Source organism: Propioniciclava coleopterorum (genome assembly GCF_011393335.1).
Lineage (GTDB): Bacteria > Actinomycetota > Actinomycetes > Propionibacteriales > Propionibacteriaceae > Propioniciclava > Propioniciclava coleopterorum.
In genome coordinates, this window is record NZ_CP049865.1 from 331,290 (window position 1) to 351,773 (window position 20,484).

Sequence of the window (20,484 nt, forward strand, 5' to 3'; positions counted from 1 at the left end):
GCAACGCGTCGGCGTCGCCGCTCCACTGCTGCGCACCCCACCGGTGGGCGCCCCCGCCAGGATTCGAACCTGGGACCATCGGATTAGAAGGCCGCTGCTCTATCCCCTGAGCTACGGGGGCCAGCCACGATTGTAGGGCCCGACCGTCAGGCGACGCCGCCGCGGGACGGACGGCGTCCGGGTGTAGGTTCGCGGGACGTGACGGACAGCGGGATGAGTGGGGGCCACTGGCGCATGCTCGCCGTGTCGGTCTACCTGCCCACCACGCTCGCGCTGGTCGGGTTCGGGGCGGTCACCCCGCTCATCGCGATCACGGCGCTGGATCTGGGCGCATCGCTGGCCGAGTCGGCGCTCATCGTCGCGCTCCTCGGCATCGGCGCGCTGGTGGGCGCCCTGCCGGCGGGGATCATCGCCGACCGACTCGGGGAGCGGCGCGCGCTGGTCGTCTCGCTCGTGGTGGACGCCGGCTGCATGGCGATGGCGGCCTTCGCGAACAACGTGTGGGCGCTGGGCGCCGCGGTGTTCCTGCTGGGCGTGTCCGAGGCGGTCGTCACGATCGCCCGGCAGTCCTTCGTCACCGAGTTCGTGCCCTACACCCACCGGGCCCGCGCGCTGTCGACGCTGGGCGGCGTCTTCCGGATCGGCTCCTTCGTCGGCCCCCTGGTCGGTGCCGGCGTCGTGACGCTCGGGGGCCTGCGGGCCGCCTACTGGCTGGCGATCGTCACCTCGCTGGCGGCCGCGGTCATCAGCGCCTACCTGCCCGACGTCGAGCGCGAGGCCCCGCCCGGGACGCTGCCGGTGCGCACCGGCGCCGTGCTGCGCGACCACGCGGGCGTCTTCCTCACCGTCGGCCTCGGCGCCGCCGCGCTCACGCTGGTGCGCACGTCGCGGGACGCGCTCCTGCCGCTGTGGGCGTCCTCGATCGGCCTGGACGCCGCGCAGACCAGCCTCATCTTCGCGGCCAGTTCCTTCGTCGACCTCACGCTGTTCTACCTGGGCGGCTCCCTGATGGACCGCCTCGGACGCCGCGCCGTCGCCGTGCCCGCCATGCTCATCATGGGCACCTGCTTCGGCCTGCTGCCCCTCAGCGCCACCGCGATCGGGCTCGGGGCGGTGGCCGTGGGGTTGGGGCTGGGCAACGGCATCAGCGCCGGCGTCGTCATGACGCTCGGGTCGGACGCCTCCCCCGCCGTCGGTCGGACGCAGTTCCTGGCGGGCTGGCGGCTCACCACCGGCGTCGGCGGTGCGCTGGGCCCGGTGATGATCAGCGCGCTCGCGGCCGTGGCGTCCCTCTCGGTCGCCGCCCTCGCCGTGGCGGCGATCGGCTGGGTCGGGGGCGCCTGGCTGTGGCACTGGGCCACCCCGCCGCGTCCCGACCCGAGCGACCCCGGGATCTGACCCGCACGCCCAGAATCCCGCGTTTCCGCTAGTCACACTATGGACGCCGCCCCGCCGGCGGCGCATACTGAGGCCTTCCACACTTCCCGAGGTGATCGCCATGGACGTGGCAGGGATGAAGGATTTCCGTTCCGGCGCGGAGGCCTACGACCGGTTCATGGGTCGCTACTCCGAGGCGCTCGCCCCGCCGTTCGCCGACTTCGCCGGGATGGCGCCGGGCGTGCGCGTCCTGGACGTGGGGTGCGGCCCGGGCGCGCTCACCACCGAGGCGGTGCACCGGACGGGCGCTGCCAACGTGTTCGCCTGCGACCCGACCCCCGCCTTCGTCGCAGCCTGCCGCGCCCGCCAGCCCGCCGTCGAGGTGCGGCAGGCGCCGGCCGAGGAGTGTCCCTTCCCCGACGACGCGTTCGACGTGACGGCCTCGCAGCTGGTGCTGCACTTCGTGACCGATCCGGCGCGCGCCGCCGCCGAGTTCGTCCGGGTGACGCATCCCGGCGGCGTGGTGGCGGCCTGCGTGTGGGACCTCGCCTCGGGCATGCAGCTGCTCCGCGCCTTCTGGGAGGCCGCCCTGCGCGTCCACCCCGACGCCCCCGACGAGGCCCGCCGGCTCCGGTTCGGGCGTCCGGGCGAGATCGTGGAGCTGTTCCGCGCGGCGGGGATGCACGCCCTCACCGAGACCAAGCTGACCGTGTCGTCGCGCTACGAGGACTTCGACGAACTGTGGTCCAGCTTCCAGGCGGGCGTGGGGCCTGCCGGCGGCTATCTCGCCACCCTGGACCCGGACGACCGCGAGCGGGTGCGCGCCGCGATGCACGCCGAACTCGGCGGGCCGCGCGGCCCCTTCACCCTGTCGGCGACCGCCCGCGCCGCCCGCGGCGTCGTCTAGGGGCGCCCCCGGGTGCCCGCGCGGGGCGGCGTCCGTCCGGCCGGGCCATGAGGCCCGGGGTCCGGCCGGCGGGATCGCTCCCGGGACGCGGCGGCGTCAGTCGCCGACGGTGTCGATGCCGCGGGAGACGATCTGCGGGTCGGGTTGCAGGACGACCGAGTCGTCGCGTCCCTCGTAGTCGAACTGGTTCAAGAACGCCCGCATCGCGTTGAGGCGGGCCCGCTTCTTGTCGTTGGAGCGGATCGTGATCCAGGGCGCGTGGTCGGTGTCGGTGCGCTCGAACATCGCCTCCTTGGCGGCGGTGTAGTCCTCCCACCGGTCCAGGGACTCGAGATCCATCGGGGAGAGCTTCCACCGGCGCACCGGGTCGATCTGCCGGATCGCGAACCGGGTGCGCTGCTCACGCTGGGTGACCGAGAACCAGAACTTGGTGAGGTGGATCCCGGCGTCGACGATCATCCGCTCGAACTCCGGGGCCTGCTTCATGAACGTCTCGTATTGGGCGTCCGTGCAGAACCCCATCACCCGTTCGACGCCGGCGCGGTTGTACCAGGACCGATCGAACAGCACGATCTCGCCGAAGGTCGGGAAATGCTCGATGTAGCGCTGGAAGTACCACTGCCCGAGTTCCTTGGTGGTGGGCTTGGTCAGCGCCACGACGCGGGCCGCCCGCGGGTTGAGGTGCTCGGTGAACCGCTTGATGGTGCCGCCCTTGCCCGCGGCGTCCCGGCCCTCGAACAGGATGATGTGCCGGATGTCGTTGTCCTGGCTCCAGTACTGCAGCTTGAGCAGTTCGACCTGCAGCTTGTACTTCTCCGCCTCGTACTCGTCGCGGGTGAGCAGGGTGTCGTAGGGGTAGTCCTCGCGCCAGGTCTCCACCGCACGGCCGCCCGGATCGATCAGCATCGGATCCGGGCCCTCCGCGTCACCGACGGAGTAGCCCTCGTTCACGAGCTTGTCGATGAACTGCCGCAGATTCTCGCGCTGGCCAGGGCCTTCCTCGAGAATCTCCTGGAGGTTGTTCGGGTCCATGGCACTCCTGGGCTGGCGGCTGCGGGATCGTTCCCAGCCTAACAACCCCAGGCGTCCTACAGTGGACGCGTGAATGACCGAATGGTGTGGATCGACTGCGAAATGACCGGACTCGACCTGGGCGCCGACGCGCTGATCGAGGTGGCGGCGCTGGTGACCGACGGCGAGCTCAACGTGCTCGGCGAGGGCGTGGACGTCCTCATCAAGCCGCCGGCCGCCACGCTCGAGGCGATGGGCGACTTCGTCCGGCAGATGCACACCAACTCCGGCCTCCTCGACGCACTGGAGTCCGGCACCACGCTGGAGGACGCCGAGGCGCAGGTGCTCGCCTACGTCCGGGAGTGGGTCCCCGAGGAGCGCAAGGTGCCGCTGGCGGGCAACACGGTCGGCACCGACCGGGCGTTCCTCGCCCGCGACATGCCCACGCTCGAGGGTCACCTGCACTACCGCAACATCGACGTCAGCACGATCAAGGAACTGGCGCACCGCTGGTTCAGCCGCGCCTACTTCAACTCCCCCACGAAGTCGGGCAACCACCGCGCGCTGGCCGACATCCAGGAATCGATCGAGGAACTGCGTTACTACCGCGAGGCCGTCTTCGTCGCCTCCCCCGGACCGGACGCAGCCGCGCTGCGCACCCTCGCTCGCAAGCACCAGGGCGCCCTCACGGGGAACCGCCATCCGAAGGCTCCGGCGCCCGTGGAAACCCGCACCGAGGCGGCCGAGATCTGAGGTGCGGCGGGTCGTCATCGACGCCGTGTGGTGACCCCCTACTGTGATGCCACCGAGGCGGTTGGATCGACTCAACCGGCTCGGCGCCACATTTTCACGAAGGAGTCCCGCATGACCGAGCCCGGCACCGCAGCCCCGCTCCCCGCGCCCATCAGCCACGTCGTCGCCGCCGGCGACACGCTGGGCAAGATCGCGCAGCAGTACGGCGTCACACTCGATGACCTGCTGAGCTGGAACGCCATCAGCAACCCCGATCTCATCCAGATCGGGCAGACCATCGAGCTGGCGGATCCCAACGTGGACAAGGAGTACATCGTCGTCGCCGGCGACACCGTCTCCGAACTCGCCGCCCGGTTCGGCAAGCGCTGGGTCGACATCGCCGCCGTCAACAAGCTCGACGACGTCAACCTGATCTACGTGGGCCAGAAGCTGATCATCCCGGCCCAGGGCGTGGCCCGCGGTCGCTGATTCGGCAGACCCTCCGGATTTCACGTCGGTGCCGCCAGCCGCTATGCTGATCTTCGCTGTCCGCAGCGATGGTGGGTATAGCTCAGCTGGTAGAGCACCTGGTTGTGGTCCAGGATGTCGCGGGTTCGAGTCCCGTTACTCACCCCAAACGGGTCAGGTGTGAACTTGCGACCAAGGGGCCACCCTTGGTCGCGGTTCGCGCCTGGCCCATTTTCTTCGCCTCGGCGGCCCAGCTCAGGGCGTCGGCGTGGAGGCCGGAGAGGCTCAGTCCGTCATACGGGTTCCGGTAGCCGACGCGCACGTCGTTGTCCTCGTCGATGTAGATCGCCCTGAACAGTGCTTGGTTGCACAGTCGGCGGTTCGCGTCGTCGGCGTGCTCGTAGAGGTCGGCTGCGTTGGACAGCAGTTTCAGCGAGTCGTCGAGGTTCGCCCGCGCGTCGGCATAGTGGCCGTGGTGAGCGGTGATCCGGTGCTCGATGGTCTCCAACGACGCGGTGATCCGGTCCTGCTCCTTCTTGAGCAGGTCGAGCGGGATGGCTCCGGCGTAGTGGGCTTGCAGCAACTTCTGCTGCTCGCCTTCGAGTTGGGTTCTCCGGGACGCGAGGTCGGCAAGTTCGGCGGCTCCTTCGGCCATCATCTCGTCGAACCGGGCATGGATCATCGCCGAGACCGCCTGCGTCGTCTCGGGATCGAGCTGCACCTTGGCATAGAAGCGCTCGATGAGCCGTTCGACCTGCTCGATGAGCATCGCCTGCCGGGTGCAGTCGCCTCTGCCACCATGCCTGCTCGCGCACACGAAGTACGGGTAGATCGTGCCCTGGCTGCTCTTGGCGTTGCACACCAGTAGCCGCGAGCCGCACTGGCCGCAGAACACCGTCCCCTTCAAGTAGTGCTCGTGGACTTGCGTTGCATCTGCTGCCGAGCGGTGCGTGCCGAGCACGGTCTGCACCTGGTCCCACACCTCGTTGGGGACGATGGCCTCGTGCGCTCCGGCATAGGTCACGCCCTGGTAGCGGACGCTGCCCTTGTAGTACGGGTTCGTCAGCATCCGATGCACCGACGACTTCCCGATGGGTCGGGACGGTCGCCGCGGCGACGCCGCTGTCGTGAGCCCGCGCGCTACGAGCTCCTGGTGAAGCTGGCTCGTCGTCCAGTCGCCGGATGCGAACACCTGGAACGCCCACCGCACCAACGGGGCTCGCTCCTCGTCGATCTCGACGGTGCGTACTTCCCGCCCGAACTCGTCGCGCACGCCGACGTTGCGGTAGCCGATGGGTGCCTTCGTCACGGTGCCGCCCTGCGCGGCCTTCTGCGACAGACCCTTGACGACCTCGGTGGCGAGGTTGCGGGAGTAGAACTCCGCGATCGAGGACATGATGCCGTGCAGCAGCATCCCGGACGGGGTCTCGTCGATGTTCTCCGTGGCCGACACCAGCGTGACGCCGGCGTCCTTGAGGGCGAGGTGGATGGTCACGTCGTCGGCTCGGTTGCGGGCGAGCCGGTCGACCTTGTGGACGATGCAGTAGTTCGTCTTGTGCTTCGCGACGTACTGGATCATCCGCATCAGTTCGGGCCGGTCGGCCTTGCGCGCGGACTCGCCCGCGTCGACGAACTCCTCGATGATCGTTGCTCCGAGCTGGTCGGCCTTGCGCTGGTTCGCCTCGCGCTGGGCCGGGATCGAGAAGCCCTCCGCCTGGCCGCCCTTCTCCGCCTGCTCCTTCGTGGAGACCCGTAGGTAGGAGACGGCGAATGATCCGGGGAACGGGGTGGGCGCTACGAGGCTGTCTATCGCGGTTCGGTCCGCGTCGATGATCGTCATGGCTCTTCTCCACAGTCACTGGTCCTGCCGACGCGGACTTGTGAGAGCGGATGTTGATCGTGAGAAGAGCCCGAAGGCTGTAGGACTAGGCCGAGTCGGCCACGTTTACTTTGCCTCGCCGTGGCGGCGAAGCGCTAGGACCACAACATCCGCCATCCGCGACGGATGCCTCCATTCTACGACGACGCGCTCGCGGAGGCACGAGGGCGCTTCGGTCGCGTCGATCCCTCCGAACGGCACGCTCCCGACTGTTGGAGCGCCAGGCGGATCAGCAGCTCGCAGAGCTTGTCCAGGTCGGGCGGCTCGTGGAACTCGGCGCGGATCGTCAGCTCGCGCTCGCTCTGTTGACGCTGCCCGGTCTTCCGTTCATAGCGGCGCGCCACGATTCACACCTCGCCCGTCTCCGGGTCGATGCCCGCGAAGAAGGCATCCTCTGCTTCCTGGCGCGCATCCACCATGTCGATCACGAACCGAGCGAAGTCTTCGTCGCGATCCGTGATCGGTGAGTCCTCGATGGGCTGAGTGGGGTCTTCACCGGGCCAGCTCGTCTGGCGAGTCGGGCGGTCTCGGTCGAGCCGCGTACCGCAGGCCGACACCCAATCACGAAGGCGGGCACGGGCATCGGCGAAGTCGCGGTGCCAGCCGAGCGGTGCCGACCCATTCTGCTCGGGGTCGTATGCGCACAGCCAGTGCAGGTGCAGCGCCGACAGTTCCCAGAGGAGCTCGGGGTGACGGTGCCAGTAGGGCGGAACGACGCTGGCCGGAAGTCCGTAGGTGTGGCGAAGCCAGTCCACCCAACGGTTCAGTTCGAGCAACTCGGCTTCGAGATCGTTGGCGGTCAGCAGATTCCAGTTGACCGGATGCGGCGGCTCGGGCACGTCGAAACGCGGGGACGCGAGACCTGCCTCGGGTGGCATGTCGTCGTGCTCAGGGTGGAACTGATCGCTCATGGCGGGATCGCTCACATTCCGATGGCAGCCGCGGTGGACGGCGCGGCCTGCTGAGGTCCGGTGAACGCCGCGGCGTCTCGGCCGGAAGTGCGTTCGCTGCGATCCACCTCGTAGCGGGTGCGGGCGAGGTCGTGTCCGATGCGCGTCGCGATGAACTCCTCGCCCTCGTACCGCTGGCCGTTGCGCTCGTAGGAGTAGTCGCGCACCCGTCCGTCGGCGATGATGTTGTCGCCCTTGGCGAGCCGCTCGGCTCCCTGCTCGGCAGCACCGCGATACGCAATGAGGTCGTGGAACGTCGTCTCCAGTTGCGTGAAGGAGTTGTCGGGCTCCTTGCGGTAATGCTCGATGCCGACCTTCATGTAGAGCCGTGCGTCGCCGCGGTCGGTGTAGCTGAGCTGCGGGTCCGAGGCGACAAAGCCGGAGATGGACTGGTGGGTACGAATGGCCATGATGGCGTCCTCCTGAACTCGGGCGACCAGCCGTGTGTGGCCGCTGTGTCAGGCAGGTGCGCTTCGGCACCCAGACGCAGCGTCAGGTGACGGGGCGGTGGCGCAGCAGTGTTTCGAGTTCGTCGCGGTCGCTGCGGAGTTGCGCGGCATCGGGGCGAGTCGGCCAGGCGCGGAGGTCGGTGACGATGGGCGGCGCGGAGCGCAGCATCGCAATGCCGGTGCCGAATGGCAGGGTGCGGATGCGGTCTGGCGGCAGGATCGGGACGCGGCGGATCGAGCGCTGGTTGGAGCGGGTGCCGTGGTCGCCGAGTGTCACGCTGTCGGTGTACTCGTCGCGCTCTCCGATGAGCGTGGAGAGGTCTTGGAGGTCGCGGCTGTTGGATGCGCCGCCGAGGATGATCTTGACGATGCTAGCGTCCCAGATCGCGCCGGCCTGGTGTTCACTCCACCTGTCGCGAGCCTGTGCGAGGGACTGCAAGACCGGCATGGTCGTGATCCCGGTGCCACCGCCTTCGGCCATGAGCGTCGGCAGTGACGGCAGCGGTGCGAGATTCCCGATCTCGTCGAGCGCGAGCAGTAGCGGCGGGTCGAGCCGTGCTCCGGGCGAGCGGGCGGCAAGTCGGCGGGCGGTTTCGATGAGGTCTTCGACGAACGCCGCGACCAGCGATGCCGAGGCTCCTGCTCCTGCTCCGGTGGCGAGCAGGTACAGGGTGCCTTGTTCGGTGAGGAAGGTCTCGGGGTCGAAGTGCTCGTGCGGGCCTGGCGTGACGGCATCGAGCACGCGCGGGTCGGCCAGTGCGGCCAGTGCGAGGGAGACGCCTTGCCAGATGCTGTCGCGGGTCTTGGGGTCGGCGTCGATCATCGCGGCCAGGGAGTCGTCCCAGCCCATCGCCGCGTTCGGGTGTGAGTTGAGGATGGCGACGGCTTCGGACGCGGCGCTGGGGTCGAGGGTCCATCTGAACAGCTCGGCTGGCTGGCGGCCGTCGAGCGCGGCGGCATGCAGCAGGCTTTGGAGTGCGGTGCGGGTTTTGCCTTCCCAGAACCCGCCGGACTCGACCCCTCCGGCGCTGAGTCCTGTGGCGGCTGCGAGGCCGTTAGCGCGGATCATCGCGGTCAGCGGATCGTCACAGCCGCGAATGGGCGACCAGCGCAGCCCGGCGGGGATGCCTTCGGCGAGGTGTTGCGGGTCGAACACCGCGACCGGTCCGCCCCTGCGGCGTCGGGCGCGGAGGGTCGCGGTGAGGTTGTCGGGCCTGGTGCTGGTGGTGACGACCGCTCCGGGTGCGTCGAGGATCGCGTTGATGACGACATGTAGGCCCTTGCCTGAGCGGGGTGGGCCGATCAGCAGGATCGAGTCTTCGACAGATGCCCAGACCTCCGTCCCGCGACTGGCACCGAGGAGGTAGCCGACATCCTGCGGGGCTGGTGATTCCAAGGAGGGGCGCAGTGTGGCCGCGCGGTGCAGCAGTGCCTTCGCGGATGCTGCGGTCTTGACTTCATGGCTGGTCGCGATCCCGGCAAGGCGGTGCGGGTCGGTCTCGGTCTTCCGCGTGTGGCGGCGCAGCACGATCCACACCCAGACGATCCCGGTGGCGAGTCCGCCGAGCAGTGCCGCGCTGACGAGCCAGTAGGCGACCGGGTTGAGACCGTCGGCACCGAGCGCGGTTGCCGGGTCGCCGGGGTTGAACAGCACGGCGAGTCCCGCCGCTGCGCCGGCGTCTGGCTGGGGTGTGCCGGTGAGGAACGCGGCGACACTGCCACCGGCGCGGAGAACGAGGGCGATCCCGAACATGCCGATCAGCCCAATGAGGGCGGCATTGGTGAGTTCGTCGCCCATGCCCCCGGCCTGCCGCTGGTTCATGTCAGCCGCCGCACCGCGAGCGTGCCCGAGATGCGCCCGAACAGGATCACCTCGTGTGTGCCGTCGGGTAGGTCGTCGAGGTCGATGAGCGTCCGGGCTTCGCCGGTCCCGGTAGCGTCGGTGTGGGAGACGATCGTCGCGACAGCGACATCCTCGCCAGGCACGAACCCGCCCGCGGTGACCTCAGCCAAGCGCGGCACCCGTCGGGCGTGGCGACTTCGACGAGTTTCCGGCGCAGGGGTCTCGGACGGTGCGACTGCGCGTCGGGGTTTGCGGGTGCGGAGGATGTCGGTGAAGACGCTGCCGTCGTTCTCGCGCACCTCGACTCGGACTGCGATGGTGCGGTCGTTGGTGATGGCATCCATGAGCGGCCCGAACGTCGCGCGCGTCCAGTCGCCCGCGTCCGGCGACGCGAACGGTGTTCCATCGACCGTGGCGGTGAGGGTGCCGTCTGCAGCGACGGTGACGAGGACGTGCGGCAGCTCGACGGGAGCCGTGGCATCGTCTTCGTTCGGGGTGGATCGGCGCGGGCCGGTGAGGTTCATCGGTGTCCTCCTGCGGCGCGGCTGCTGGTGTCGAACAGGGCGAGTTCGTCGGGGTGGAGTTGGTGCTGGCAGACGAAGCTCCTGGCCTTGATCCGCCACAGCCCTTGGCCGACGCCAAGGTTCGGCAAGAGCTGCTGCTCCGTGCCGGTCAGACCGAGGGCGGTCGCGGTCGGTCCGAGCTGGTCGGACTCCTGCCGGTACACGATCCGCGTTTCCGCGTTCGCGAGTAGTGAGTTCGCCAGGGAGCGCATGGCTGAGCCTTGGTCGCCCACGTTGTCGAGGTCGGTGAGCTTGTGGAAGATCAGCATGTTCGCGATCCCGTAGTGCCGCGCGAGTCGCCAGTGCGCATCCATCCGCCGCAGCAGCGCTGGATGGGACATGAGCCGCCAGGCCTCGTCGTAGATCACCCACCGCTGTCCACCGTTCGGGTCGAGCAGCGCGGACTCCATCCACGCCGACGAGCACGTCATCAACACCGAAATGAGCGTCGAGTTCTCGGTGACGCGCGAGAGGTCGAGCGAGATCATCGGCAGCGACGGGTCGAACGCGACCGTCGAAGGCCCGTCGAACAGTCCGGCCAGGTCGCCGGCCACGAGACGGCGCAGCGCGTGGCCGACGAGCCTGCCGTCCTCGGCCAACCGGCCGTCGGCATCCGCGCTCGGGGCGAGGATGCGGTCAACGACCATCGGCAGGATCGGCACATCGTTCTCCCGCACGGTCTGGGTCAGGGCGATGTCGATCGCGGTGTGCTCCAACGGCGACAATCCCCGCGCGAGCACGGTCTCCGCGAGTGCGCCGATCAGGTCACGCCGTCGGGCTGCGACAGTGGACGCCCATTGCTCATCCGAGAGACCGCTGGGCCGGTGGCCTTCATCGAGCGGATTCAGGCGAGTGTTGAGTCCGTGACCGAGGACGATGGCACGTCCACCGACGGCGTTGGCGACGGCGGTGTGTTCGCCCTTCGGGTCGCCGGGCACGTATACGCGCCGTCCGAACGGTAGCGAGCGCGTGTAGAGGGACTTGGCCAGCGATGACTTGCCGGAGCCGACGATCCCGGCCAGCACCACGTTGGGTGCGGTGATGATGCCGCGTGCGTAGAGCACCCACGGGTCGTAGACGAAACTCCCGCCCGAGTAGAGGTCTTGGCCGACGAACACGCCATCGGCGCCGAGACCGCCCTCGGCGACGAACGGGTACGCACCCGCCAGCGTCGCCGACGTGTCCTGATGCCGCGTCAGATGGAACCGGCCCGGAGTGCGCAGCCGCGCAGCGCCGGACTCGCCTGCCTTCGGCAGGTAGACCGTCGCGCGGCGCTCGGCACGCTCCTCCTCGGCCTTTGCCTTCGCGGCGGCGAGCGCGGTCCTTCGCTGCTCGGCGTGGAGTCGGGCCTCGGCCTTGCGGCGCTGCTTGCGGAGCTTCCGCCGCTCCTTCGACGGTGCCACCAGGACAGCGGTATGCAGCCGCGCGCGATCCTCGGTCACCGCACCAGCCCCCGCGACTGCTTGACCGCCGTGATCTTGGCCGGCTCGAACCACGACCCATCCCGCTTCGGGGTCGGCGGGTCGGCTCGCTTCGGAGCGCCCGGCGACGAGTACGACACCAGAAGCTCCGGCCCCGGCTGCACCGGAGCCGGTTCGACCAGCTCGGCATCCTGGGGCTCGGCCTCTGGTTCGGTGTAGCGGCGCAGCAGCGAGACGTAGCCGATATGCGGGTTGACGACCAGCGCGTAGTCGCCCGAGAGCGCAACCCGATCGTTGGTGCCCTCGCCGGGCTTGTCGTAGACATACCCGTTCTCCAGCGCGGCCTGCGTGGTCTCGTCGCCGTAGTCCCACTGCGCGAGGAAGTCCACCGCATCCACGTGTCCCAGCTCGCCCAGGATGTGCAACGGCCGGTCGGCCTCCTCGCCCTGGAGGAACACCACGCTGACCCACCGCGACGGCATGACCTCCTCGACGGCGGGCTCGGGGTGCCAGGCGATCCGCCCCGCGGCGATGAAGCCTTCCGCGAGCCGGTCGTGGGCCCGGTCGACGAGGTTCGCGGCCTGACGCAACTCTTCCGCAGCAGCGAGCGCCTCCCGCACGCCTGCCTCGTGGCTTCCGGCGTCGTTGAACGCGTGCGCGGCCTTGCGCTCGTGAACATCGGCGATCTGGTCGAGCGCCTGCCGCAGCGAGCGCATGCCCGAGGACAGATCACCGATCACCCCGTACATCTCGGCGGGCTGATCGAAGCCCCGGCTCGCGTGCGCGAGGCCGCGCAAGGCTTCGGACGCCTCGGCGGCGTCGGCAGTCGAATCGAAGAACGTAGGCATGGTGACCTCCTGGTGCCGTATGACGGGGAGGTGCGCACCAGCGAACGGAAAATGTCGGTGGTGCGGCCTAGCGTTGTAGATGACACGAGGGCAAACGAGGCAGGAGCCCGACAGAGTGAGCGCAAGTCAGTACCGAGGACAGCTTGACCGCAAGCGCAAACAGCGGATCGACGCGGACAAGAAGGCGGGTGAGTACCGGTCGAAGGAGTCCTCGAAGCGAGCCGATGCCGCCAAGGCGCGGCAGGCTGCCGCAAAGACGACGAGCAGTTCCACCCGCAGCAGCAAGTTGCGGGACGCCGAGCGCCGCGAGAAGGAAGCGGAGACTGCGGGCAAGGAGGCCAGCCGCTGGCAGACCCGGGCAGCCGGCTACGCGAAGGACGAGGCCGCGCTACAGACCAAGCTCTCCCGTGCCGAACAGTCGGAGGCCGATGCCGCCGAGAGACGCCGAAAGAGCGAGCAGCAGCGTGCCGACCGGCGGGCGGCGGCTGAACGTGCCCAGCTTGAATCGCGGATCAGCGGTGCCGAGGTAGCCGTCAGTCACGCGCTGCGTCAGCTCCCAGCGCCCAAGCCGGAGAAGCTCCGAGTGCTCATGCTGGGTGCTTCGGCCGAAGGTGACCTCCGCGTTGGAAGGGAGCAGAAGCGCATCCGGGCAGCGGTCGAGTCGGCTTTGCACCGTGACCAGATCGAACTCGATGTGCGGCCAGCAGCAACTACGGCTGACCTACTGGACGGCATCACGAAGTTCCGTCCTCACGTGGTCCACTTCTCGGGCCACAGCAACGACGACCTGATCGTCTTTGAGGATGAAGCAGACGAACCCCACGAGGGAGTGATCGTGACGGCGCTAGCCTTCGCACGCGCGATCAGCGCAACCGACGATCCTCCGCTCCTCGTCCTGCTGAACTCGTGTCGCTCCGCAGCCCAGATCGACGACCTGGTGGCTCGAGTCGTGCCGTTCGCGATCGGGATGGCCGACAGCATCGAAGACGCCGATGCGATCAACTACGCCGCACAGTTCTACGCGGCAGTCGCAAACGGGCAGTCCATCATCTCTTCGCATCTGTCGGGACAGGCTGCGCTCGAACTCGCGGGACTGGAAAGCGCTGACCTGCCGACCCTTGCTTGGGCACCCGATGTCGATCCATCAGCCACGATCCTCGTCAGCCCTGAAGGCTGAACTCAGACCCGCCGGCAGAGCGGGAGCGCGGCGGCGGTGAAGGCGGCGGCTTGCTGGCCGACGAGCAGCCGCGTCTCACAGGAGGCTTGGATCGCGGCCTGCTCGATCGCGGCGACGGCGGCATCGAGCTCTTCGCCGGTGGGCGCAGAGACGGCGATGAGGCCGGTGTAGCGGAGGATGCCGTGGCCGGCGGTGAGGTCGGCTTCTTGCTGGAGCACGTCGTGATACTCGGCGGTCTGCGAGGCGTCCTCGATCTGGCCGATCTTCGCGCGCTGGGCCTGGTCGGAGATGTGCTCGACCTTCTTCCTGCGGATGTCGCGAGCAGCGGCATCGGAGCGCATCGGGGTGCAGATCAGCGAGAACGACCGCTGGATGCCGGTGGACAGCAGCACGGGCGACAGGAATCCCGGATAGACGAGCGACCTGGGCCACTCGCTGACCCAGAGCACCGCGTGGTGGGCGGAGTCGGTGCGCAGCTTGCCCCAGGTCTCGGTGACCGCAACCGGCCCTGCGGTCGCGAGGGACTGGCCGAGCCTGCCGTGCCGTTCCAGCGTGGCGGCGATCGCTGGGTCGTAGGCGGAACGCAGCATCACCGCGATGTGCCCTGGTGTCAGCCATCCCGACGGCGAGAGGTCGGCGGAGCGAAGCGCCGCGATGAGAGTGTTCATCTCTTGGCGCAGCACGGCGGCAGCACCGCGCATCCCGGCGCCCGCGGTCCTGATCTGCCGAGCGCTGGTCTTCATGTCCAGTGACAGCGAGAGGGTGGTGGCGTGGCGTTCGCCGGCGGGTCCGGCACGGTCGATGAGTTCTGCGTAGGTGTCGGCCGCCCATGATCCGTCCGGGGTGCCGTGGGTGGCCCACCATTCGGCCAGTCCGGTGCCGGAGTCCGGCAGAGTCCGCTCCAAGACCTGAAGAGTCGCGATCCGCCCGGAGCGGCAGACGGTGGCCAGCACCCGGCCCCAGGAGCTGACGCGGCGTTCCTGCTCGCCGGGATCGAGGAGCACGAACGCGGGATGGGTGACCTCGCACACCACGGTCAACGTGGCGGCGTGGGGGTCGTGGATCATCCCCGCTCCGGTGTCGGGGTCGGTGTACTCGCGCAGTCGCGCCATGTCGCCGGGCAGTGCGAGGGTGCCGACGGGGCGCGGGACGACGATCCTGCGCCGGTACAGCAGTTGTCCGCCGGTGGTACGCCACAGCCACCAGCAGGCGATGGGCAGCCACTCCACGATCGGCCGGCCCGCGATCGGTATCCAAGTCAGCGCGGCGGCGAGTACCCAGATCGGGGCACTGTAGGCGAGCAGCATCCCACCTCCGGCGTAGAACGCGCCGATGAGTGTGGCTCCGCCGATGGCGAGTGTGATGAGCTGGGTCAGCGACAGGCCGAGGAGGACGCCGCGGCGGGTGAGGCGGGAGAACTTCACCGGCACGAGTTCACCCGCAGTGGGCCGGTCCTGGTTCGTGCTGCTCATCATCTACTCCTTTGGTGGGCGTGGCGCGGGCGGCGGGGGCTGCTTCGGCGGCGGTGACGGGTCGGTGCTCGGCGGTCGTGGTGCCGAGATTGACGGCGGTGCCGCAGGTGAGGCGGCGGGCGGTGGCGTTGTCTGCGCGGCTGCGTCGGCGGCGTGCTCGCCCTGGGTTCCCAGCGCCGTTCCGGCCTTCGGCCCGGCGGTCGCGGCACCCTTGGCGACACTCGCCCCGACCACCACCCCTGCGGCCACGGGGCCGGCCGCGGCCGCGCCGCCCCCGCCTGCGGCGGCACCTCCACCACCCGCGGCGGGTGCCGGTGCCGGGGTCTTCGGCGGTGGCGGTGTGCTACTTCCTCCACCGGAGCCTCCGCCCGCGTTCCCGCCGCCACTGCTGCTCCCGTCGAGCACCTTCTTCCGATCGCCGCCTCCTTGCGGCTTGGTCGGGACGGGGATCGGGCGGTTGAGTGCGCTCTTGGCGTCCTGCTCGGAGCCGATCGCGTGGTACATGTCGAACCCGACGAACGCGATGAACTTGTACGTGAGATACGGGGCGAACGCGGCCATCGCCATCAGCACGATCCCCGCGATGGGATCGCTGACCGAGGCGAGGTCGGCGTCGATCGGTGCGGAGACCTGGGTGATCGCGACGAGGAACATCACGACGAGCACGAGCTTGGAGCAGATCAGCGCGACGACGAACATCGCCCACTTCCCGATCCACCCCCGCGAGGCGTCCCACGAGGCACCGCTGAACGCGAGCGGCGCGAACACGACCGCCACCAGCAGGAGCGCTTTCCGGACGAGGAGGGACAGCCACACGATCGCGGCGGCGGTGATCGCGAGGCCAGCCATGAAGATCGTGATGATGGCGCCGACACCGGGAGCGGCGATGTTGATGCCGACCAGCCCTGCGGCGAGGAGGGCGATCTTGTCGCCCATCGACTCGGTGGTCTCTCCGGCGGCTTGCACGATCCCGATGCACAGTTGATCGACGACTTCCAGCAGCAGTGCCGTGAGCGTGATGACGACAAACGATCCGAGGACGGACTTCGCCAGGCCGAGCGCGGCGCGGGTCAGGGCGGTGGGGTCGCGGCGGATCAGCCCGGTGATGAGTTGGAGGCAGAAGAAGATCAGCATCACGAAGACGGCGATGCCGAACAGCAGGTTGTAGACGGCGATGTAGCCGGGCTTGGTGACATCCACCAGCGTCGTGGTGTCGAAGACCGACCAGACCGCCTCGAACAGCCACCCGGCGGCGGCACCCATCGCCTGCGCGAGCCAGTCGAACGGGGCCGCGACCAACGACGCGGCTCCTTCGCCGACGGCATCGCACACCGAGGAGATCACGGGAACGTCGCACACGCCCATCACGAACACCAGCTCTCGACGACGATGGGGCGGGTCAGACGGACTGGCCGACGTTCCAGAAGAAGTTGATGAGCGTCACGCTCGAGCCGCAGATCACCGCAGCGCCGCAGGAGACGAGGACGCCGATCTTCCCGCGCGAGGCGAGGTGTGGGTTGGAGGAGTTCGCGCCGAAGCCCCACACGATCGCGGACACGATCAGCGCGAGCACGGACAGGATGAGGCCGATGGTCATCACCGCGCCGACGATGGTGCGCAGTTGGTTGATCCCCGGCAGGCCGTTGGTGTTGGGGTCGATGTTGATGTCCATTGGCACCAGCAGCGGCGCGGACATGACGTTGGCGAGCAGATCGAACACGGTAGGTCTCCTTGGCGACGGGCGGCCCGCCCACGAACTCGCAGACGGGGTACACGCGACAGGTGCGCGCTCGTCGCCGTCCCTGTCGGTGGCCGCCCGTAGCCTTGGAGTATCTGTGCGTCGCTCGCCCGCACGGGACCGCCGGACGAGAGGTGCAAGGAACATGAGTCAGTACGGGGTGGATTACCTCCAGCGGTTGCGTGCCGCTGTTGAGAAGTTCGAGGAAGCGTTCGACGCCTGGATGAGCACTCAGGTTGAGTCGGATCACATGTCGGCGCGCGGCCTCTTTCCTACTGTGTGGACAAAGGAAGGCCAGGACCAGAGCGAGGTTCAACGGCTCGAACTCGGTGTCGCGGAGGCTGCTGGCCTGGCGGCGAGCGCTGTGTCAGTGACCGGTGCCTACATTGGGATCGCTGGTCTCGGAGCGATCGACCCGATCTCTAACTGGTCATTTATGTCTGCGCCCAAGGCCCCCATCGCGCCTCGGGATATTCGGACTACGACCGCCAACGTCAAGGGCAGGCTCGACGCGATGATCGTCGACGCCGAGTCACGTACCGACTCTGACCTTCCGACCTTCGCTCCCGCACAGTTTCACCCCGTGGTCTGGGCTGGTGCTTCCGCCCATTGGACGACGCATCAGTACCGAGTTGCAGTTCGTGAAGCAGCCGAAGGCCTCACGGTCCACTGGAAGGAACGTCTCGGCCGGAACGATGTCGATGACACGGTCTTCTGGCAGCAGACGTTATCGTCGGGCGCTCCTGAACCGGGCAAGCCGAAGCTCACCTGGCCGGGAGGGTCGGATGACAAGACGGTGAAGAGCATGCGCGGCGGTCTTGAACCGCTCGCTAAGGCCCTCAACGCGCTGGCCACTGGTCTGAACCTCACGGTCCGCAACGTGACGACGCACACGCGCACCGAACTGTCCGAGCAGGAAGCGATGGAGCGCCTCGCGGCATACAGTTACCTCGCGCGCCTGCTCGACCAGTGCGAGACAGCGAGCGCCGACGCGGAGGAATCAGACCGATGACCGCGAAGCCGCAGCTACAAACTTGAACCGACTGTGAGTAGCCAGTTCATCCAGGCCACGCCGCCTCCGGCGAGGACGGCCGCGCCGACGGAGACGAGGACACCGATGCGGCCTTTGCTGGCGGTCGCGTAGTTTCCGTGGGCCGTCGCGATCGCCCAGACGATCGCGGAGACGATGAGCATGAGGACGGCCACGATCAGGACGAACGTCAGGAGCGCGCCGACCACGGCGCGGAGGTCGCCGATGCCGCCGAGTCCGTCGAAGTCGGGGAAGACACCCATTGCAGGTCACCCTGCCTTGACGGTGAGGTGGAGGTGGTCGTAGTGGCCGCCGGTGATGGAGGCGGGGTCGTGCATGCCTCCGCCGTTGTATGGCCGCCAGCCCTCGGCGTCGCGGGCGACGGACCAGATTTGGCCTTGCCAGATCAGGTACTCGACGCCGAGCACGTCGGCGTTGTCCTTCATCCAGTTGGTGACCTTCCAGCCGGCGTCGAGTTGTGCCGGGGTGGGTCGCTGGCCGATGCGGTTGCCGAAGGTGATGTCGCAAGCCCTGCCGAGGGGATGCTCGGACTTGGTGCCGGGGCGTGGTGAGTAGCAGCCCCAGCCGGTGTCGGGGAACGCTGCGAGGGTCTGCTGGTAGAGGTGGAGCATGCGGGCGGTGATCTTGCCCGAGCTGGTGGGATCGTCGACGAGCCGGTCGGGGTCTCCATCGACGCCGGTCGGCGTGCCCGCAGTGGTGTTGTTGCAGGCGGCGGGTGATCCGCTGGTCGCTGTCGGCAGGTTCGCAGCCCCGTGCTCATTGAGCCAGGCGGCGGCGTCGATGGCTTCCCCGTTCGTGCCGCCGGGCCGGACCTCGAAGTGCAGATGTGCGCCGGTGCTCATGCCCGAGGAGCCGACATCGCCGATGTGCTGCCCTGCGTTCACGCGGTCACCGGGACGGACGTGGATGCCGCTCTGCCACATGTGCGCGTAGGCCGTGGCGACGGTCTGGCCGTCGATGGTGTGCTCGATGACGATGAGGCCGCCGTACCCACCGGAGAACTCCGCGACGGTCACGGTGCCATCCGCGGCGGCGAGGATCGGCGTGCCGTCGGGCGCGGCGAAGTCGGTGCCGGTGTGCATCTTCCGTTCGCCCGTGATCGGGTGCACTCGCATCCCGAACGGCGAGGTCAGCACCCAGGTGCCCTCGGGCAGCGGGAACACCACCCGCGACGACAAGACCGCCGGGCCGCCCGCGCCGCTAGCGGCACCGCCGCCTGTGGTGAGGGCGGCGAGGATGCTGTCGGCGACGGGCGCGTAGTTGCGGTAGCCGTCGGGGAAGGCGGAGACCTCGACGGCTTGGGCGGCTTCGCCAGGGTCCATCTGTTGCCAGCCGGGGATGTCGAGCAGCCCGCGCGGCGAGGGGTAGTTCGGGCCGGTCGGCCCGCCGAAGAACGCCTGCGCCTGATAGTTCGGGTCCATCAACTCGGCGACGGTGCCCCACCCGGATTGGGGGCGCATCTGGAACAGGCCGAGGGAGTCGTGGTCGCCGCCGTTGCCGTCGTTCGGGTAGTTCGCCGAGTCGGGGTAGGTGCCGGTGTTGGTGAGCATCCGCAGCGTGGACTCGGTGAGCGCGGCCATCAGCGCGATCTTGATTCCCGGCCTGCCCACGTTGGTGATGCCGTTGCCGACCGTGATGATCGTGGCCGCGTGCGTGAGCTGCTGACGATTCAGCGTGAAGGTCTCGTCGTTCGCGGTGGTCACGGTGAGCGCGTCCGGGATCGGTCCGAGGTTCACGCTCCCGGCAGGTGTGGCGCAGTACGCAGCGGCGGGGTTCATCAGCACCCCGATCCCGAGGAGCGTGGCGGCGGGGGCGAAGAACAGCAGTGCCAGCGCTGCGATGGTGGCTTTGCGGAACACGACGCCAGCCCTTCAGCGCAGCGGGTTGTCGAGCTGCGAGAGCCGCAGCAGATGACAGGTCGGGTAGGTCGGGGCGCAGACGACGAACACGGTGAACGCGACCGGATGCTCGCTGGTGACCGGTTGCCCGTTCCAGACCCCGGCACGGTAGCGGGTGCCCTCGATCGTGACGGCCGTCGTTCCTGCCGCGAGCTGCCCCGGCTGGGCCTGCGCTGCCGCGTCGGCCCAGCCGTCGGGGACGTACGCGGCCTCGATGGTGAGGTGTTGGCGGGTGGCGTATTGCCGCAGCTCGATCCAGGCGTCTCGGGTCGGCAGGTAGACGGCTACGTCGGAGGCCAGCCCCGCCTGTTCGTCCCCGCTGGGGTCACCGACCGCGAGGATCGTCGGGCTGTAGTCCAGCGGCCACAGCCCCGAGGCGGTGTCCCACGCGAACAGCGTGGACGCGACGCCGCGAGCGAAGGTCTCGGGGTCTACCGAACGCGGAACCGCTGGAACCCGTGGTGTCCGGGGCGTGCTCGGTGCCACGGTCGGCGGTGCCGTCGTGGTCGGGCCAGGCTCCGGGCCGGGATCGGTGCTGGTGCTGGTGCGGGGGCCGGTGAGGAGTCCGTAGACGCCGACACTGGCGAGGAGCAGCAGGACGATGCCGGCGGCGATGAGGGCGACGAGTCGGCGGCGGTTCCGGGGATCGGTGGGTGCAGGGCTCATGCCGAGCAGGTGCACATCCGACACCCATGCCAGC

At 68.8% G+C, this 20,484-nt stretch carries 21 protein-coding genes and 2 tRNA genes; 7 read left to right on the forward strand and 16 right to left on the reverse strand.

Translation table 11 applies throughout. The annotated features are described in order from the left end of the window. Nucleotides 1-48: 48 nt before the first annotated feature. Nucleotides 49-121 (reverse strand) — tRNA-Arg (locus tag G7070_RS01530). A 77-nt stretch (nt 122-198) separates the two neighbouring features. Here G7070_RS01530 and G7070_RS01535 point away from each other — a divergent pair. Continuing rightward, nucleotides 199-1,398 carry an MFS transporter gene (locus tag G7070_RS01535; RefSeq protein WP_246227215.1) on the forward strand — a complete coding sequence of 400 codons (1,200 nt, stop codon included), beginning with the start codon at nt 199-201 and terminating at the stop codon, nt 1,396-1,398. 115 nt (nt 1,399-1,513) lie between these two features. Then, a complete protein-coding gene (locus tag G7070_RS01540) occupies nt 1,514-2,284 on the forward strand; it encodes a class I SAM-dependent methyltransferase (RefSeq protein WP_166231448.1) in 771 nt (256 codons plus the stop codon). A gap of 96 nt (nt 2,285-2,380) precedes the next feature. Here the strand turns inward: G7070_RS01540 and ppk2 are convergent, their stop codons facing one another. After that, nucleotides 2,381-3,316 carry a polyphosphate kinase 2 gene (gene ppk2, locus G7070_RS01545; protein WP_166231451.1) on the reverse strand — a complete coding sequence of 312 codons (936 nt, stop codon included), beginning with the start codon at nt 3,314-3,316 and terminating at the stop codon, nt 2,381-2,383. Between the two features lie 81 nt (nt 3,317-3,397). On the opposite strand from ppk2, the gene orn reads away from it, so the two are divergent. The 3 genes from orn (at nt 3,398) to G7070_RS01560 (ending at nt 4,663) form a co-directional block, all read left to right on the forward strand. Continuing rightward, entirely contained in the window at nt 3,398-4,048 is a 651-nt protein-coding gene (gene orn / locus G7070_RS01550; protein ID WP_206080059.1) for an oligoribonuclease, read from the forward strand. A 111-nt stretch (nt 4,049-4,159) separates the two neighbouring features. Continuing rightward, a complete protein-coding gene (locus tag G7070_RS01555; RefSeq protein WP_166231456.1) occupies nt 4,160-4,516 on the forward strand; it encodes a LysM peptidoglycan-binding domain-containing protein in 357 nt (118 codons plus the stop codon). A gap of 71 nt (nt 4,517-4,587) precedes the next feature. Further along, nucleotides 4,588-4,663: transfer RNA gene (locus G7070_RS01560), tRNA-His, on the forward strand. On the opposite strand, the gene G7070_RS01565 is transcribed toward G7070_RS01560, so the two are convergent. The 8 genes from G7070_RS01565 to G7070_RS01600 form a co-directional block, all read right to left on the reverse strand. Then, nucleotides 4,656-6,335, reverse strand: coding sequence for a recombinase family protein (locus G7070_RS01565; protein ID WP_026926257.1), 1,680 nt, complete (start codon nt 6,333-6,335; stop codon nt 4,656-4,658). The genes G7070_RS01560 and G7070_RS01565 overlap by 8 nt on opposite strands. A gap of 176 nt (nt 6,336-6,511) precedes the next feature. Continuing rightward, nucleotides 6,512-6,718, reverse strand: a complete 207-nt coding sequence (locus G7070_RS01570; protein ID WP_026926258.1) for a hypothetical protein — start codon at nt 6,716-6,718, stop codon at nt 6,512-6,514. Nucleotides 6,719-6,721: 3 nt separating this feature from the next. Then, entirely contained in the window at nt 6,722-7,285 is a 564-nt protein-coding gene (locus G7070_RS01575) for a hypothetical protein (RefSeq protein WP_431977914.1), read from the reverse strand. Between the two features lie 11 nt (nt 7,286-7,296). Then, complete coding sequence (locus G7070_RS01580) at nt 7,297-7,734, reverse strand: single-stranded DNA-binding protein (protein ID WP_026926260.1); 438 nt, start codon at nt 7,732-7,734, stop codon at nt 7,297-7,299. A gap of 82 nt (nt 7,735-7,816) precedes the next feature. After that, nucleotides 7,817-9,595, reverse strand: coding sequence for a type IV secretory system conjugative DNA transfer family protein (locus G7070_RS01585; RefSeq protein WP_026926261.1), 1,779 nt, complete (start codon nt 9,593-9,595; stop codon nt 7,817-7,819). Further along, nucleotides 9,592-10,140 carry a hypothetical protein gene (locus tag G7070_RS01590; RefSeq protein WP_026926262.1) on the reverse strand — a complete coding sequence of 183 codons (549 nt, stop codon included), beginning with the start codon at nt 10,138-10,140 and terminating at the stop codon, nt 9,592-9,594. Before G7070_RS01590 ends, G7070_RS01585 begins: the two co-directional genes overlap by 4 nt. Continuing rightward, nucleotides 10,137-11,621 (reverse strand): ATP-binding protein, encoded by a 1,485-nt coding sequence (locus tag G7070_RS01595; protein WP_026926263.1) that lies wholly within the window; start codon nt 11,619-11,621, stop codon nt 10,137-10,139. The genes G7070_RS01590 and G7070_RS01595 overlap by 4 nt, the downstream gene beginning before the upstream one ends. Then, nucleotides 11,618-12,448 (reverse strand): hypothetical protein, encoded by an 831-nt coding sequence (locus G7070_RS01600; protein WP_026926264.1) that lies wholly within the window; start codon nt 12,446-12,448, stop codon nt 11,618-11,620. The genes G7070_RS01595 and G7070_RS01600 overlap by 4 nt, the downstream gene beginning before the upstream one ends. Before the next feature lie 115 nt (nt 12,449-12,563). Here G7070_RS01600 and G7070_RS01605 point away from each other — a divergent pair, with 115 nt between their 5' ends. Continuing rightward, nucleotides 12,564-13,625: a CHAT domain-containing protein gene (locus tag G7070_RS01605; RefSeq protein WP_026926265.1), complete on the forward strand. Its 1,062-nt coding sequence runs from the start codon at nt 12,564-12,566 to the stop codon at nt 13,623-13,625. A 2-nt stretch (nt 13,626-13,627) separates the two neighbouring features. Here the strand turns inward: G7070_RS01605 and G7070_RS01610 are convergent, their stop codons facing one another. Genes G7070_RS01610 through G7070_RS01620 form a run of 3 tightly spaced genes read right to left on the reverse strand, consistent with a single transcriptional unit; the run spans nt 13,628 to nt 16,817 of the window. Then, the gene (locus G7070_RS01610) at nt 13,628-15,097 is read right to left on the reverse strand and encodes a PrgI family protein (RefSeq protein ID WP_026926266.1); all 1,470 of its coding nucleotides are present in this window, start codon (nt 15,095-15,097) and stop codon (nt 13,628-13,630) included. A 3-nt stretch (nt 15,098-15,100) separates the two neighbouring features. Then, complete coding sequence (locus tag G7070_RS01615; protein WP_026926267.1) at nt 15,101-16,462, reverse strand: hypothetical protein; 1,362 nt, start codon at nt 16,460-16,462, stop codon at nt 15,101-15,103. A gap of 34 nt (nt 16,463-16,496) precedes the next feature. Continuing rightward, the gene (locus G7070_RS01620; RefSeq protein ID WP_026926268.1) at nt 16,497-16,817 is read right to left on the reverse strand and encodes a DUF6112 family protein; all 321 of its coding nucleotides are present in this window, start codon (nt 16,815-16,817) and stop codon (nt 16,497-16,499) included. 163 nt (nt 16,818-16,980) lie between these two features. Between G7070_RS01620 and G7070_RS01625 the strand changes: the two genes are divergently transcribed. Continuing rightward, nucleotides 16,981-17,847 carry a TIGR02391 family protein gene (locus G7070_RS01625; RefSeq protein ID WP_026926269.1) on the forward strand — a complete coding sequence of 289 codons (867 nt, stop codon included), beginning with the start codon at nt 16,981-16,983 and terminating at the stop codon, nt 17,845-17,847. Between the two features lie 14 nt (nt 17,848-17,861). Here the strand turns inward: G7070_RS01625 and G7070_RS01630 are convergent, their stop codons facing one another. The 3 genes from G7070_RS01630 to G7070_RS01640 are packed head-to-tail and all read right to left on the reverse strand — an operon-like array spanning nt 17,862 to nt 20,474. Then, nucleotides 17,862-18,128, reverse strand: coding sequence for a DUF6112 family protein (locus G7070_RS01630; protein ID WP_026926270.1), 267 nt, complete (start codon nt 18,126-18,128; stop codon nt 17,862-17,864). A 6-nt stretch (nt 18,129-18,134) separates the two neighbouring features. Then, nucleotides 18,135-19,745 (reverse strand): M23 family metallopeptidase, encoded by a 1,611-nt coding sequence (locus G7070_RS19720; protein WP_026926271.1) that lies wholly within the window; start codon nt 19,743-19,745, stop codon nt 18,135-18,137. 12 nt (nt 19,746-19,757) lie between these two features. Then, nucleotides 19,758-20,474, reverse strand: coding sequence for a hypothetical protein (locus G7070_RS01640; protein ID WP_226996989.1), 717 nt, complete (start codon nt 20,472-20,474; stop codon nt 19,758-19,760). Nucleotides 20,475-20,484 lie beyond the last annotated feature (10 nt).

Coding starts and splice junctions, on each gene's coding strand:
- ppk2 (WP_166231451.1), bottom strand. CDS start 3,316: ATGGACCCGAACAACCTCCAGGAGATTCTCGAGGAAGGCCCTGGCCAG.
- G7070_RS01565 (WP_026926257.1), bottom strand. CDS start 6,335: ATGACGATCATCGACGCGGACCGAACCGCGATAGACAGCCTCGTAGCG.
- G7070_RS01615 (WP_026926267.1), bottom strand. CDS start 16,462: ATGGGCGTGTGCGACGTTCCCGTGATCTCCTCGGTGTGCGATGCCGTC.
- G7070_RS01555 (WP_166231456.1), top strand. CDS start 4,160: ATGACCGAGCCCGGCACCGCAGCCCCGCTCCCCGCGCCCATCAGCCAC.
- orn (WP_206080059.1), top strand. CDS start 3,398: ATGGTGTGGATCGACTGCGAAATGACCGGACTCGACCTGGGCGCCGAC.
- G7070_RS01575 (WP_431977914.1), bottom strand. CDS start 7,285: ATGAGCGATCAGTTCCACCCTGAGCACGACGACATGCCACCCGAGGCA.
- G7070_RS01585 (WP_026926261.1), bottom strand. CDS start 9,595: ATGAACCAGCGGCAGGCCGGGGGCATGGGCGACGAACTCACCAATGCC.
- G7070_RS01540 (WP_166231448.1), top strand. CDS start 1,514: ATGAAGGATTTCCGTTCCGGCGCGGAGGCCTACGACCGGTTCATGGGT.
- G7070_RS01600 (WP_026926264.1), bottom strand. CDS start 12,448: ATGCCTACGTTCTTCGATTCGACTGCCGACGCCGCCGAGGCGTCCGAA.
- G7070_RS01625 (WP_026926269.1), top strand. CDS start 16,981: ATGAGTCAGTACGGGGTGGATTACCTCCAGCGGTTGCGTGCCGCTGTT.
- G7070_RS01580 (WP_026926260.1), bottom strand. CDS start 7,734: ATGGCCATTCGTACCCACCAGTCCATCTCCGGCTTTGTCGCCTCGGAC.
- G7070_RS01590 (WP_026926262.1), bottom strand. CDS start 10,140: ATGAACCTCACCGGCCCGCGCCGATCCACCCCGAACGAAGACGATGCC.
- G7070_RS01630 (WP_026926270.1), bottom strand. CDS start 18,128: ATGGGTGTCTTCCCCGACTTCGACGGACTCGGCGGCATCGGCGACCTC.
- G7070_RS01610 (WP_026926266.1), bottom strand. CDS start 15,097: ATGAGCAGCACGAACCAGGACCGGCCCACTGCGGGTGAACTCGTGCCG.